The organism is Streptomyces hyaluromycini (genome assembly GCF_002217755.1).
GTDB classification, from domain to species: Bacteria; Actinomycetota; Actinomycetes; order Streptomycetales; family Streptomycetaceae; genus Streptomyces; species Streptomyces hyaluromycini.
This window is the reverse complement of record NZ_BCFL01000026.1, coordinates 176,111-190,459: the sequence shown is the minus strand read 5'-3', so window position 1 is coordinate 190,459 and position 14,349 is coordinate 176,111. Positions and strand designations below refer to the sequence as shown.

The window sequence follows — 14,349 nt, the reverse complement described above, 5'->3', positions numbered from 1 at the left end:
CTCCGGGGCGCAGCGCGCACGAAAGAACTGCTGGTCACAGCAGTACTGACGGAGGTTCACCGAGCAGGGCGGTCCCGTGCGGAAGCCACCGCCGCCTGCCCCGCTCTCCACCATCCGGTCGAGGTCGCGCCTTCGTCATGCGCAACCGTCCGGCCACCCGCTCCGTTCCGAAACGGTCGACTCGGCCAGGAGAGCGGGCACGGCCAAGTGCCCTCAAGCCCGCGAACACTGCACCCGAAGCGGTCATCCGGCTAGCCGCACGTCAGTGTCGGTACCGCCCAGTCGCCGTGGTCGTTGCCGTTGCCGTCGCCCGCGTCGCCGACCTTGAGGTCGAGCACCTGGGCGCCGCTGACGTCGACGTCGATCGGCACCGCGGCCTGTTTGCCGCGGATCGTCGGTGTGGTCACCAGGGTCCTGCCGTCGGCGATGACGGAGAAGGTCACCGTGCCCGCGCCGCCGGTCTCGTCGTCGACACCGACCTGCGCCGTCAACCGGGAGCAGTTTCCGGCGAGATAGAGCTCGACGTCACTGACCGAGTTGGTGCCCAGGCCCTTGGCGTACCCGACGCCGGCGACGGTGATCGGACGGCCGTCCCCGGCCGCCTGTTCGCCGACGCTGGTGTCGCGCTCCACCGGCCCCCACCCGTTGGTGGACGACAGGAACGGCAGGTCGCTCACCGCGCTCGTGCCGGCCGGCGGGGCCGGCGGTATCCCGCCGACGATGCGCTCGTCACCGCCGGTGGCCTGCCGTCCGCTCTGCAGGTAGTCGACCGTGGCGGTGAGTGCCGAGGCGGAGGGCAGCGTCCCGTCCGGCGGCTGGACCCGCCAGGTGAAGGTGGCCGATCCGCCCGGTCGTACGCGCCTGACGGTGGCAGGGCTGGTGGCGGTCACGCTCCAGCCGTCGGGTGCGGAGAGCGAACCCGTCAGGCGGGAGGCGGACCGCCGGTCCTTCGGCACCCGTACCGTGGCCTCGGCCGTGAAGGCCTGTGCGGACTGCGCGGTGTCCGGCACGTCCAGGGTGACGTCCGCTCCCGGACGCTTCGGCATCGCGTACTTCCCGGCGTCGTAGCGGGGGCTGTCGTTCTGCGCGACACGCAGGGAGGAGGCGTAGCTGCCGTAGTCGGTGAGGGAGACCTTGCCGAGTCCGCCGGTGCTGCCGTCCAGGTTCCACACGGCGATGGCGATGCTGTTGTGGCCGTTGGGGTTGAGGATGCCGTTGGGTACGGGGAAGGTGTGCTGCGGGCCGAGGTAGTTGACGTAGTTGCCGACCTGCCAGCCGTTCACGAAGATCGTGGCACGGTACTTGCGGGACGGGTCGTCGGTGAACGTCAGCCCGAGCGAGGTGTCCTGGCCGTGCGGCAGGTCGAGGTCGGCGTCGGTGCGGTACCAGGAGATGCCGGGACGGGTGTCGGTGGCCGGCAGGGACACCTGGTTCCAGCTCTTGTCCGGGTAGCCCGGGAGGGACCAGCCGGCCCGCTCGCCGTACAGGCCGCCCGTGGAGAGCGGGCCGCGCACCGTGTCCTGGAGGTCCTCGCCGCCGCGTACGCCCTGCACCCGCCAGGTCACGGAGGTCAGCGGCGCTCCGACGAGGGAGGCGCCGGTGAGGCCGCGCGCGGTCTTGTTGCCGTTGGTCGAGTTGTAGTCCTCCTCGTGCCCCATGTTCACGGTGAGCACGGAGATGACGTTGTCGCCCGTGGCGTTCACCGAGCCGGCGGGGAAGGTGAAGTCGGCGCTGCCGGTGGTGGAGCTGCCCAGGAAGGCGCCGTTGAGCCAGGCGGAGAACGCCTGCGCACCGCCGCCGGAGTCCGAGACGAGGTGGACGCCGGTCTCCTTGCCGGTGGCTCGGAAGCGTCCGCGGTACCAGGTGTTGCCGGTGTGGAAGCCGTAGTCGTCCGCGTAGAGCACGGGCTGCGAGTCGCTGCCGGAGACACTGTTGGTGGTGGTCTTGTCGGCGACCTGCCAGCTTGAGTCGTCGAAGCCGGTGGCCGACTCGGGGGATTCCTCGGCGTGCTTCCAGTTCGTGAGTGCCGGCAGGTCGACCGGGGCGGCGACCGGGATCGTCCCGGTGCGGCTCGCCGTGTCGGTGGCCTGGGTGCGCACTGTCCGGCCGTTCCAGGTGACGCGGTCGGCGGCGGTGAACACCTCGAAGTTCTTGTCGTCGGCGTTGTCGCCGGTGAGTGCCACGGTGTGGCCGCCGTCGAGGCTGGTCGCCGTGCGCAGCAGGTGGGTGCCGCGGACGAGCACCGGGCCGGTGGCCGTGTCCTGGCGCCAGAAGGTCTCCGCCGTGGCCTTGTCGCCGACGAGCAGCAGGAGCGGGCGCTGGCCTTCGCCGCTGATGCTGATGCGGATCAGGCCCTGGTGGGAGTAGTTCAGCCGCAGGTCCCCGGTGGCCGCGTCCCAGGTGGTCGTGACGGTGCCGCCGGTGGCGGTCACGGTGGGCTCGGCGGCGTAGCGCAGGACGGTTTCGCCGTCGCTGCCCTGGTCGCCGTAGAGCACGGCGACGTCCCGGTCCCCGATGGTCGCGCTGGTCATGATCTCCGACGTCGAGTACTGCAACTGGCTTTCCCCGAGCCGGTAGTTCGCCACGATCACGTGCGAGTCGCGTCCGTCGAGTGTGATCGCGGTGCCGGGCTGCTGGGGCACGACCGGGTAGGTCGGCTCCGTGGCGGAGTCGCCTGTCGGTACGTCGATGGCGTCGACGGCCACGTAGTTGTCCGTGGAGGCCGAGCTGTGGTTCCCGTCGACGACGATCTTCAGGGTGTGCGCGCCCGGCGTCAGGCCGGTCTTCTGGAAGAGCACCGCCTGGTTCTCGCTGCCGGAGTCGTCGACCGTCGCCTCCTTGGTGCCGTCGAGGTAGACGTCGGCGTAGCCGTGGTTGTTGGTCTTCGAGCCGATCCAGCGGATCGCGGTGCCGTCGAAGGGGACGGTGAGCGAGTCACCGGCCTTCTTCGAGAACGACTCGGTGTGCTTGTAGTCGCCGCCGGTGTAGCTGGTGTTGGCCACGTGCGACCACGAACCGGTGTACTGGAGCGCGGAGTCGGGATCGTCCCAGGTGTAGGTGGTGTCCGCGGCCGGCTGCGCGTTGAAGTCCAGCGCGATGTGGGTCTTGTCGACCGCGGTGGACGTGGAGTTGCCGTGCCGCAGGACGTGGAACTGGGTCTTGGTGTCCGGGTTCATCCGGGCGGTGTCGACGACCGCGGAGTCGTCCGGCGGGGTGGCCCTGATCGCCTCGGTCTCGGTCAGCGGGGCGACCGACTGGGTGAAGTACCCGATCAGCTTGTCCTCGTAGTACTTCGGGTCGAGCTGGCGGGTCTCCCGGATCGCGGCCCCGTAGTCGTACGACGTGTAGTTCTCCGGCATGCCCAGCCAGCCCCAGTTGGTGCCGCCGTAGGTCATGTAGAAGCTCTGCGCGGTCGCGCCGACGGCGATGTTCTGCTTGTAGAAGACGTCGGCGAACTGATCGTTGATCAGCTGGGCGCACTTGTCGTAGCCCGGTCCGCCCCAGGGGTCGAAGGCGCCGCCCTGGAACTCCGGTGAGTAGAGCGGTTTTCCGGCCGGGTGGTCGTAGCTGATGTCGGGGACGCCGTTCCACTTCGAGGGGTTCGAGCAGTCGAAGCCCTGCGGGTAGGAGTCCGGGCCGTCGACGTCCAGGGCGCCGGTGCCGGAGTTGAAGGTGCCGTTGTTGTTGCCGGTCAGCGGGACCGTGATGCCGTCCGCGCGGGCCTTGTCCTCCAGGTGTTGCATGTAGGAACGGCCGGCGGCCGAGCCGTTGTAGTACTCGTTCTCGACCTGATAGGCGATCACCGACCCGGTGCCGTTGGTCAGTTGGTGGCGAGCGATGATCCGGTCGATCTGCGTCAGCCACTCGTCCGCGTACTTGAGGAACCGCGGGTCGTCGCTGCGGTTGTCGCCGGCCTTGGTGGTCAGCCAGCCGGGCAGGCCGCCGCTGTCGACCTCGGCGTTGATGTACGGCGCCGGGCGGGCGATGACGTAGAGCCCGGCCTCCTGGGCCATGTCGAGCAGCTTGTCGACGTCACGGACCCCGGTGAAGTCGTACACACCCGGCTTCGGCGAGTGGTAGCCCCAGTCGAAGTACAGCGAGGTGGAGTTGAAGCCGGCGGCCTTCATCTTCTGGAAGATGTCGCGCCACAGATCCTGGCTCGGCAGCCGGAAGTAGTGGAACTCACCGGACCAGAGATAGGTGCGTTTGCCGTCGACGAGGAAGGAGTAGCCGTCGAGACTCACCGTGTGCGCCTGTGGGGCGTCGGCGGCCGCGGCGGCGGGTGCCTGCTCGCCGGCGTCCTGCGCCGCGGCGGGCGCGATCGCGCCCGCGGCCAGGGCGATGGTCGCGGCCGCCGCGAGAACGGGCCGCCACCATCGACGGCCACCGGGTCTCGCAGCCTCTGAACCGATCCGACCACTCCGCACCGCGGCCTCCAGAGCGACTGAGCAACCAACACCAAACAGACTCGGGCAAAGTCGAACAGTAAGGGTGCGCAAGGCTCAACACAATGGGGCGGGAGAACACGGCCGAGACGGCAGGGTCGGCTCATAACCCCCGTCGCACGGACGGCCCCTGATCATGCATCAGAGAGTCGGCGTGGGTGGGGTCGTCGCGAGGCGGACGTGTGGACGCGCAGGTGTGCTGTCCGCCTCGCGGGGCCGACGGAGCGGGTCTCAGGCGGTGAAGCGGTGGGTGCCGGAGCCGACTTGGTAGACCGCGCAGCCGTCCTCCTGGCGCAGGAACGTCCCGTGCGTGTGGGTCACCGTCTCCGGCGCGGCGGTGGGTATCCAGACCTCGGCGGTGGTGTTGGGCGGCACCGTGCAGGTCAGGGTGAAGCGGCCGGAGCGCTGCCGCCACCGGGTGGAGACGGGGCCGTAGACCGAGGTGAAGCGGGCGTCTGCGGTGGTGACGGCGCCGCCCGGGCGGGGGCGGATGACGATCTCGCGGTAGCCGGGCCGCCCCGCCGCGATACCGGCGATGTTGGTGTACATCCACTCCCCCACCGAACCGTAGGCGTAGTGGTTGAACGAGTTCATGGCCGGGTCCTGGAAACTCCCGTCCGGCCGGATGGAGTCCCAGCGCTCCCACATCGTGGTGGAGCCCCGGTCGATCTGGTAGCCCCAGCTGGGGAAGGTGCGCTGTTGCAGCAGCCGGTAGGCGACGTCGGTGTGCCCGGTGTCGGTCAGGACGGGCAGCAGCCGGGGTGTCCCGAGGAAGCCGGTGGACAGGTGCCAGTCCCTCGCCTCGATCAGGGCGACGAGCCGGTCGGCGGCGGCCTTGCGCGAGGCGTCGGGCAGCAGGTCCATGGAGAGCGCAAGGACGTACGCCGTCTGCGTGTCACCCTGCACCCTGCCGTCGGAGGTGACGTAGGCGCTCTGGAAGGCCGACCGTATCCGGTCGAAGAGGTCGCGGTACGCCACGGCGTCCGCGTCCGCGCCGAGTTCGGCCGCCATCCGGGCCGCGAGGTCGGCGCTGTGCGCGAAGTACGCGGTGGCGATGACGTCCTTGGGGGTCTCGTCGTCGACGTTCAGCCAGTCGCCGTACCCCTGGGCGGGGCGCAGCAGCCGGTCGCTGTTCTGCTCCAGGTACGTCAGCCAGTCCCGGACGGACGGCAGGGCGTCCGCGATGACCTGGCGGTCGCCGTAGGCCTGGTAGAGGGCCCAGGGGACGGTGACGCCCGCGTCGCCCCAGCCGGCCGTGCCGTTGCCGAGGGTGCCGACCACCGGTGCCACGTCCGTGAACGAACCCGCCGAGGTCCGCGAGTCCCGCAGGTCGACGAGCCACTTGGACAGGAACCGGGCCGACTCCATGGTGTAGGCCGCGGTGGGCGAGAAGACGTTGATGTCGCCCGTCCAGCCCAGCCGCTCGTCGCGCGCGGGGGTGTCGGTCGGTACGGAGAGGAAGTTGCCGCGCTGTCCCCAGGTGATGTTGTGGTGCAGCTGGTTGAGCATCGGCACGTCGGTCTCGAAGTCCAGGGTGAAGGGGGCGTCCGTGTGCATGACGCGCCCGGTGACGGCCTTCGCCGTGGGGGTGCCGGGGAATCCGGTCACCTCGACGTAGCGGAAGCCGTGGAAGGTGAAACGCGGCTCGTAGACCTCCTCCCCGCCGCCCTTGAGGGTGTACGTGTCCGTCGCCGCCGCACTCCTCAGGTTCGCGGTGTAGACGGTGCCGTCGGGGTTGAGCACCTCGGCGTGTCTGAGCCGTACGGTCGTGCCCGCGGCGCCCGACACCCGCAGCCGTACCGAGCCGACCATGTTCTGCCCCAGGTCGAACACGTAGACGCCGGGCTTGGGTTGGGTCACCTCCTTCGGGGTCAGCTCCCGCTCCACGCGCACCGGCCCGTCCGCCTGCGCGACGATCAGCCCGGGGCCGATGTCGCCCGCGTCGCGGACGCCGAGCCAGGTCCCGTCGTCGAAGCCGGGTGAGGTCCAGCCGGGGGTCTCCTTGCGGGCGTCGTACGTCTCGCCGTTCAGCAGGTCGGCGGCGACGATCGGCCCGGGGGCGGCCAGCCAGTCCGCGGACGAGGTGACGCGCTCGCTCGTGCCGTCCGCGTACTCCACCTCCACCTGCGCGAGCAGGGCCGGGTGTTGGCCGTACTGGCCGGGCCCGAACATGCCGACGTCACCGGCGTACCAGCCGGGTGCCAGGTACGCCCCGACGGCGTTGGCGCCGGGCCGCAGGAGCGTGGTGACGTCGTAGGTCTGGTACTGGACGCGCGTGCGGTAGTCCGTCCAGCCGGGCGCGAGGTGGTCGTCGCCCACGCGGCTGCCGTTGAGGTGGGCCTCGTACAGACCGAGCGCCGTGGCGTACAGGCGGGCGCGGGACACCTTCTTGCGCGGGAGCCGGAACTCGTGCCGCAGCCGGGTGACGGCGTACGACACCGGGACGACCCTCCCCCACGGCCCGGCGCCCCAGGCCGCCGCCACCCTGGCGGCGGGCCAGTCCGCGTCGTCGAACCCCGGCTCCCGCCAGCCGTCGGCCGGTTCCGTGTCCGTGGCCTTCCAGGAGGCGTCGGTGAACACCTTCTGCTCGCCCGAGGAGGTACGCACCACGAGGACGGCGACGAGCCCCGCCGGGCCCACGGTCGCGTTGGCGGCCGAGACGGCGATGACGTTGTCACCGGCCTGCACGCGGTCCAGTACGTCGATCACGGCCGGGCGGCGCCAGTCCTCGTTGTCGGTGTCGAGGTCGGTGTGGGCCACCTCGGCGCCGTTCACGGAGACGGCGTACACGTTGTCCGCGGTGATGGCGAGCGTCGCCGCCGTGATCCCGGCGGGCAGTTCGGCGGTGCGGCGGAACCAGCGGGTGGCCGCCGGCACGCTGCTCGTCGGGTCGCCCTCGGGGAACCAGATCCACGAACCGCCCTCGAAGGACGGCGCGTCGGCGAGGCTCGCCGGTGCGGAGATCCAGTCGGCGGTCCAGTGCCCGGTGCCCATGAGCCCGGTCTCCCACCACGAGGGTGCGCTCCAGCCGGAGACCCCGCCCTCGCCGTCCCACACCCGCACGGACCAGTGGTAGCGCGTCCGGGACTTCAGGGCGGGGCCCGCGTACGGCACGAGGACGGACTCGCCGGAGGCGACCTTCCCGCTGTCCCAGACGTCCGGGCGGGCCAGCCCCGACGCGGTGGTCGCGACGCGGACCTGATAGGCACTCTGCCGCACACCCACCCGGTCGCAGACCAACGGCCAGCTCTGCCGGGGGCGTTGGGCATCGAGGCCCAGGGGGTGCCGCACGTACTCCACCGTCGGTGCGACGACGCTCAGCCCGTCACCCGCCGTGCGCGTCCGCTCCTGCGTCCGTCCCTGCGCCGGAAGCTGTCCGGATGCCGGCGCGGCCGCCGCCGAAACGCCGTCGACGGCGGCGGCCGCGACCGTGGCGGCCGCGACCGCGAGCATGTTCCTCCTGCTGATCACCTGCGACTCCTCACTCACGTGGATGGGGTGAACCGAGGGTTGAACCGAGAATTGAATCGATTCAGTACCGAGGGGCGTGGGTAACGTAAAGCCGGGTGCGGCGGGGGTCAATCGTCGTGCAGGCGATTTCGTGACGCGGCTGATTCGTTGTCGCGACGGGCGCGGGTGGCGCACCGGGCGAAGGCCGAGGCGATTGAACGGTTTCAATCGAAGGGCGTCGAGGGCAGCCGGAGAGAGCGGGCGGGAAGCAGGGAACGAGGTCCTGCGGTTCCTGCCCGCCGCCGAGGAACGAGCCGCTGTGGCCCGCGGCCCCGCTGCGCTGACGCGGCGGTGACCACCGGTGTGGGCCGCGTCGCTTGTTCTTGACACCCGCCGGGGCGGGCGACGTACGGTGAACCGATCGGTTTCTGACGGGTGGAGGCCCTTGATGCACGTATCCGGCGCAACACCGCAGGGTGGGCGCTGTGGCGTGCGACTGATCATCCGCCGGCATGTCGACTACTGCCGCACCTGCTCCGCCGTCTGTCCTTCCGGCCACCGCCGCTGACCCCTGCCGGCCCGTCCCGCAGGCCCGGTACGCCGTGGCCACGCCGGGTCCCGTACGCCGGGCCGCATCCCGTCCCGCGCGCCGGACCGCATCGGGTCCCGCGCGCCGTCGCCACGTCGGGCCCGCTCGTCGTGGTCCCGCTCCGCTCTGCTCCTCTGCCGCCGTCCGGCCCGCTCGTCGTGGCCGTACGGCCACGAGTTCCCGTGCTTTCCGGAAGGAACGTCCATTGTCCGGCCCCGCCCTGCACCTCGCCGTCGAGATCGACGGTGACGGCGCCCACCCCGCGGCCTGGCGCCGCGCCGCCCACGCACCCGACCGGTTGCTCGCCCCGCGCCGTGCGGCCGGGCTGGCCGCCGTGGCCGAGAACGCCGGGTTCGCCCTGATCACCCTGGACGACGGGGTGCTGCCGCCCGGTGCCGCGCCGGATCCCGTGGGCCGTATCGGCGCGGTGGAGCGGGCGGCGTTCGTCGCCGCGTCCACGAGCACGATCGGCATCGCGCCCGTCGTCCCGGTCACGTATGCCGAACCCTTCCATGTCTCCAGCCAGTTGGCGTCCCTGGACCACATCTCGGCCGGCCGCGCCGGGTGGGTGGTGACGGAGGAGGAGCGTCCCGAGGCGGCCCGGGTCTGGGGGCGCCCGCCGGTCGCCGACGCGGCCGGGCGGGCCCCGGAGTCCAGGGACGGGGTGGAGGTGGCCCGTGCGCTGTGGGACTCCTGGGAGGACGACGCGGTCATCCGGTCCGTGGCCACGAGCCGCTACCTCGACCGCGACCGGCTGCACTACATCGACTTCACCGGCGAGACCTACGCCGTCAAGGGCCCGGCGATCGTGCCGCGCCCGCCGCAGGGACAGCTCGTCGTCCTGGGCCGCCCGGACCTGGTGCCCGCCGCGCAGCTCGACGTCGCCCTGGTCGAGGGCCGCGACCCGGCGTCGGTCGCCGCGGCCGCCGCCGGCGCCGGTACGCCCCGCGTCTTCGCCGAGGTCGAGGTGGCGCTGGACACGCCGGACGCGGCCGGCGCCGAGCGCGTCGCCGACCTGGCACGGTACGCGCCCTGGACCGACCGCCGACGGCTGCGGCACGTCGGGTCCGCGGACGGACTGGTCGCACTTCTCGACGAGTTGAGCCGTCACGTCCACGGGGTACGGCTGCATCCGCTGGTGCTGGACGAGGATCTCGCCGTCCTCTCCCGCCTCGTCCTGCCGGCCCTGTCCGAACGACGGCTCGTCGCCCGCCCGCTGCCCGGCACATCCCTGCGCTCGGCCCTCGGCCTGGAGCGCCCCGCCAACCGATTCGCGACCGCGGCCGTCCAGGAGGAGACCCGATGACCCGCACCGACCCCCTCGACGTCCCCCGGCCGCACGCCCAGCTGCACTTCGGAGTGTTCTTCCAGGGCGTCAACCACTGGACCATCTGGTCCGCGCCCGACAGCGGCTCGCAGATCGACCCCGCCTCCTTCCGGAAGGTCGCCCAGACCGCCGAACGGGGCCTGTTCGACGCGTTCTTCCTCGGTGAGGGGCTCCGGCTGCGCGAGGTCGACGGCAGGATCCACGATCTCGACGTGGCCGGACGGCCGGACGCCATCACCCAGCTCGCGGCGCTGGCCGCGGTCACCCGCCGGATCGGCCTGGTCTCCACCTCCAACTCCACCTTCAACGAACCCGCGGACCTCGCCCGCCGCCTCTCCGGCCTCGACCTCCTCTCCGAAGGCCGGGCCGGCTGGAACGTGGTGACCACCGACAACGCCTGGACCGGCGCCAACTTCCGCCGCGGCGGCTACCTCGACCACGCCGACCGGTACCGGCGCGCCGAGGAGTTCCTCACCGTGGCCCGCGCCCTGTGGGACGGCTGGGACGACAAGGCGGTCGCCACGTCCGTGGCCGCACCCGCCTGGTCGGTGCCCGGCGCCGTGCGGCAAGTGCGCCACCGGGGACCGCAGTTCGACGTCGACCTCGCCCCCACCCTGCCGCGCAGCGCCCAGGGCCACCCGGTGATCTTCCAGGCGGGTGACTCCGGTGAGGGGCGCGACTTCGCGGCCCGCAACGCCGACGTCATCTTCTCCGCGCACGGCAACGACTTCGACGACGCGCTGGCGTTCGCCGAGGACATCCGGCGCCGGCTGCGAGCGGTCGGGCGGCCCGACGACGATCTGCGGATCCTGCCCGGCACCGAGATCATCATCGGCGCCACCGAGGAGGAGGCGCAGGAGAAGAAGCGCTGGATCCGGCTTCAGCAGGTCACGCCCGCCACGGCGCTGGGCATCGCCGGGCTGCTGTGGGGCATCGACCTGTCCGGCCGCGACGCCGACGGGCCGCTGCCCGCGGAGGACCCGGTCGTCGCCGAGAACGACGGCTCCTTCAGGGCCCGGCGGATCGCCGACCCGCGCGCGGTGGTGGCCGAGTGGCGGGCGAAGGCGGAGGCGCACGGCTGGTCGCTGCGCGAGACCGTCATCGCGCTCGGTCCGCAGCGCGGGCACGTCGGCTCGCCGTCCGGCCTGGCCGACAAGTTCGCCCGCTTCGTCCGGCACGGCGCGGTCGACGGCTTCAACGTCACGCCGTACCTCATCCCCGACGGCCTCGACGACATCGTGGACCTGCTCGTCCCCGAACTGCAGGAGCGCGGGGTCTACCGCACCGAGTACACCGGCGGCACGCTGCGCGAACACCTCGGTCTGCGCGCGCCCCTCACCCACCGCTCCGCCCCCGGGCGGCAGGAAGCAGGCTGACCGGCACGCCGAAGGGGCACGGGCCGGCCGGCTCAGCCGGCCCTGTGCCCCGCGAGCGCGAGCACGGTCTTTCCGTGGGTGCGCCCGGCCTCGTGGCGCCGGTGGATCTCGACGAGGTCCACCGCCGGCACGACGGCCGGAGGGACGGAGGCCAGTGCCCCGGAGGCGAGCGCCGACAGCGCCCTGGACAGGTGCTCGCCGATGGTGGCCGGGGAACGGCGGGCGACGTCACCGATGTTGTAGCCGGCGACGGTCCTGTTGTTCTTCCACAGCTCCCAGACAGCCGCCGTCCAGTCCGCGTGACGCCCGAGGTCCCCGTAGGCGACCAGCCGGCCGAAAGGAGCCAGTACCCGCAGGCCGGCCTGGCGTACCGGTCCGCCGACGGGGTCCAGCACCAGGTCCGCCCCGCGGCCCGCGGTGGCCTCCAGGACCGCGTCCTCGAACGCGTCCCGGACGAACAGGGCGTCGTAGCCCAGCTCTTCGGCCAGCTGTGTCTTGGTCTCGGAGCCGACCGTGCCGAAGACCCGGGAGGCGCCGAGCGTCCGTGCGATGCGCGCCGCGGCCGAACCGACTCCGCCGGCCGCCGCGTGGATCAGGACCGTCTCGCCCCGGTGCAGCCGCCCCGCGTCCGTCAGCACCCCGTAGGCCGTGGGATAGACGCACGGCACCCCGGCCGCGTGCGCGAGCGGGAGCCGGCCCACCGGCCGGACGAAGTCCGTGTCGGCCACGGCGAACTCCGCGTATCCGCCGAAGGCCGGAAGGTAGGCCGCGACCTGCTCGCCGACGGCCGGTTCCGTCACCCCGGTGCCGAGCGCCGCGACCGTGCCGGAGACTTCCAGCCCCGGTACGTCGTAGCCGCCGGGGCCGGCGGGCTCGCCGAACTCGCCCCGCCGGTGCTGCACTTCGGCGAAGTTCACCCCGCGTACGCGACCTCGATCAGCACCTGTCCCGGGCCCGGCCGCGGGACCGGCACCTGGATCTCCTCCAGGACCTCCGGTCCGCCGTTCGACTTGAATCCGTATGCGCGCACGTGTCGTCGTTCTCCGTTCGATCGGCACACAGGCCCGAGGCCACCCTCCTGCGGCAACAGCGCACCGCACCACGCCATTCCGCTCCGGGTCACCGCCGGGCCCGGCGCCGTACGGAGGTGCCACGGCCGCGCTGCCGGTCGAGCACGTCGTCGGCCGGGCAGCGGCCGCGGCGGACGTAGCGGTCGGCGTGGGCCGCGACGGCGTCCATGACCCTGGTGCTCGCGCCGAGCCGGGGCAGGGCGTCCAGCGCCGCGGCGAAGCAGGTCACGGCGGCGCGCTTCAGCTGCGGGTCGGCGAGCCCCCTGCGGGCCGCGTCGGTCCACAGCGGATTGTGCGGTGCCGGGGCCCCGGCGGCCCGCTCCACCAGGGGCTGCACCGCCCGGTGCGCGATCGCGGCGGCGCCCGGGTCGTCGAACAGGGCCGTGACCACCGCGAGCGGCACGAGCCACCCGTCGTCGCCGGGCTGGGCGTCGATCATGCGCAGTTCGAGGTGTCCGCGCGGCCTGACGGGCGGAAACAGCGTGCTGATGTGGTAGTCGAGGTCCGCGTGGGTGGGCGGGCGCATGGTGCGCGAGCGGGTCCAGTCGCGGAAGGTCACGCCGTCCGGCACCTCCCAGGGGCCGTCCCGCCGTACGCACATCACCGGTGCGTCGAGGACCCGGCGGACCCAGGCGCGGCGCGGGTCGTGGGCCAGGGAGGGTCCGCCGGCCCGTCCCGGGTCGAGTTCCGCCCACATCAGTTGCCGCGTGGACAGCCAGCCCGTGGAACGGCCCTCGGCCATGGGCGAGTTCGCGAACGCCGCGACCAGGACCGCGCCCAGGTGGTGTGCCAGCCACCAGCGGCGCGCGAATCCCATGACGCCGGGTTCCTCCCGTCCGGCGTCGAGGCACACCTGGACGGAGGCCGACGTGCACATCAGGGTTCGCCCCGCCGGACCCGTACGGTCGAGGCAGGCCTCCATGGCGTCGTAGCGCCGCTCCCGCAGGAACCGGCGGGGCGGTTGCCAGGGATCGACGCCCATGCCGGCCAGTGCCAGGCCGTGTTCGCCGAGCGCGGCGCGCACGGCGGCCAGATCGGCGGAGACCTCCGAGACGCACTGGGCCAGCGACGGGGCCGGCCGGGAACTCAGCTCCACCTGACCGCCGGGCTCGACGCTCAGCCCGGACGTCAGCGGCAGGGTCCGCAAGTCGGCGTGGGCCGCTTCCAGGTCTTCCCGGCCCACGGAGTCGTGCGGCGCACGCTCCCGGTGGACAAGCCACTCCACTTCGACCCCGACGCTGCGCGGCGGGCCCGTCTTGAAGCAGATTCCCTCGACCAGCGCCTCCGCCTGTTGTTCGGTGACGGCAGGACCATCAACATCGCACTCCGGTGAAACCGGCATCCGGGAGCCTCCTGAGCCGCCTCAGGGCCGTCGGGGATCCGACGTCCGGTACGCGTACCGCTGTGCCTGCTGCAAGAGTCCGCCGTCCTGCCCTGTCATGACAAGAGCGCACTTTCCAGACGACTGAGCGTTCGGCAGCCCGCGACGGGACCCGGGAGGTCCCGGCCCGCCGTCAGCCCGTCGGCGGCGCGCCGCCGGTGTCCCGGCGTACCTTCTGCCGGATGCACGTGTCCCGGTCGTGTTCGTGGTGTTCCAGCATGCGCAGCCTGGGCGTCGACGGTGTGCAGCAGGGACGAGACAGTGGTGTTGTGGGCGGCGGCGCGTACCGTGTAGTGCCACTCGTTGAGGCTGTGGCGGATCTGCCCGGGGTCGTCCAGGGTCCCGGCGTGCTCCAGCAGGGCGTTGAGCCGGGCCAGGTCCACCGGGCTGCGCCGGGCCGCCGCCGAGGAGGCGAGCAGGGCGTCCAGCGCGGCGCGCAGCTCGAAGAGTTCGAGCATCTCCTCGTCGGAGCGTTGCCGTACGGCGAAACCGCGCCGGGTGCTCACCAGGAGTCCGTCGCGCTCCAGCAGCGCCAGGGCCTCGCGGACCGGCGTGCGCGACACCGCGAACTCCTCGCCCAGCGCCAGCGGGACCAGGGAGGCGTCCTGCGGGTACCGGCCGGCGGTGAGCCGGTGCCGTAGCTCGTCGTAGATCGTGTCTCTTGTGCTCTTCATCCGTTTCCTCGTCGCGGGGCGACCCGGGAGTCGTTTC

General features: G+C 72.3%; 7 protein-coding genes. 2 read left to right on the top strand and 5 right to left on the bottom strand.

Going from position 1 to position 14,349, the window contains the following annotated elements:
- Nucleotides 1-251: 251 nt before the first annotated feature.
- Nucleotides 252-4,427: a beta-galactosidase gene (locus SSP29_RS35050; protein WP_089104914.1), complete on the bottom strand. Its 4,176-nt coding sequence runs from the start codon at nucleotides 4,425-4,427 to the stop codon at nucleotides 252-254.
- A 249-nt stretch (nucleotides 4,428-4,676) separates the two neighbouring features.
- On the bottom strand, nucleotides 4,677-7,916 hold the full coding sequence (locus SSP29_RS35045; RefSeq protein WP_245883398.1) for an alpha-L-rhamnosidase: 3,240 nt from the start codon (nucleotides 7,914-7,916) through the stop codon (nucleotides 4,677-4,679).
- A 773-nt stretch (nucleotides 7,917-8,689) separates the two neighbouring features.
- Between SSP29_RS35045 and SSP29_RS35040 the strand changes: the two genes are divergently transcribed.
- Entirely contained in the window at nucleotides 8,690-9,790 is a 1,101-nt protein-coding gene (locus SSP29_RS35040) for an LLM class flavin-dependent oxidoreductase (protein WP_089104912.1), read from the top strand.
- The gene (locus tag SSP29_RS35035) at nucleotides 9,787-11,187 is read left to right on the top strand and encodes an NtaA/DmoA family FMN-dependent monooxygenase (RefSeq protein ID WP_089104911.1); all 1,401 of its coding nucleotides are present in this window, start codon (nucleotides 9,787-9,789) and stop codon (nucleotides 11,185-11,187) included. Before SSP29_RS35040 ends, SSP29_RS35035 begins: the two co-directional genes overlap by 4 nt.
- A gap of 32 nt (nucleotides 11,188-11,219) precedes the next feature.
- On the opposite strand, the gene SSP29_RS35030 is transcribed toward SSP29_RS35035, so the two are convergent.
- The 3 genes from SSP29_RS35030 to SSP29_RS35020 all read right to left on the bottom strand — a co-directional run bounded on the left by SSP29_RS35030 (nucleotide 11,220) and on the right by SSP29_RS35020 (nucleotide 14,312).
- A complete protein-coding gene (locus SSP29_RS35030) occupies nucleotides 11,220-12,104 on the bottom strand; it encodes a quinone oxidoreductase family protein (protein ID WP_245883397.1) in 885 nt (294 codons plus the stop codon).
- 202 nt (nucleotides 12,105-12,306) lie between these two features.
- A complete protein-coding gene (gene egtA / locus SSP29_RS35025; protein ID WP_107436306.1) occupies nucleotides 12,307-13,599 on the bottom strand; it encodes an ergothioneine biosynthesis glutamate--cysteine ligase EgtA in 1,293 nt (430 codons plus the stop codon).
- Between the two features lie 95 nt (nucleotides 13,600-13,694).
- Nucleotides 13,695-14,312 (bottom strand): GntR family transcriptional regulator, encoded by a 618-nt coding sequence (locus tag SSP29_RS35020; protein WP_218036948.1) that lies wholly within the window; start codon nucleotides 14,310-14,312, stop codon nucleotides 13,695-13,697.
- Nucleotides 14,313-14,349: the final 37 nt, after the last annotated feature.

What these genes read in the sequence shown, in the direction of transcription:
- SSP29_RS35035 (WP_089104911.1), top strand. Translation starts at nt 9,787, where the DNA reads ATGACCCGCACCGACCCCCTCGACGTCCCCCGGCCGCACGCCCAGCTG.
- egtA (WP_107436306.1), bottom strand. Translation starts at nt 13,599, where the DNA reads ATGCCGGTTTCACCGGAGTGCGATGTTGATGGTCCTGCCGTCACCGAA.
- SSP29_RS35020 (WP_218036948.1), bottom strand. Translation starts at nt 14,312, where the DNA reads ATGAAGAGCACAAGAGACACGATCTACGACGAGCTACGGCACCGGCTC.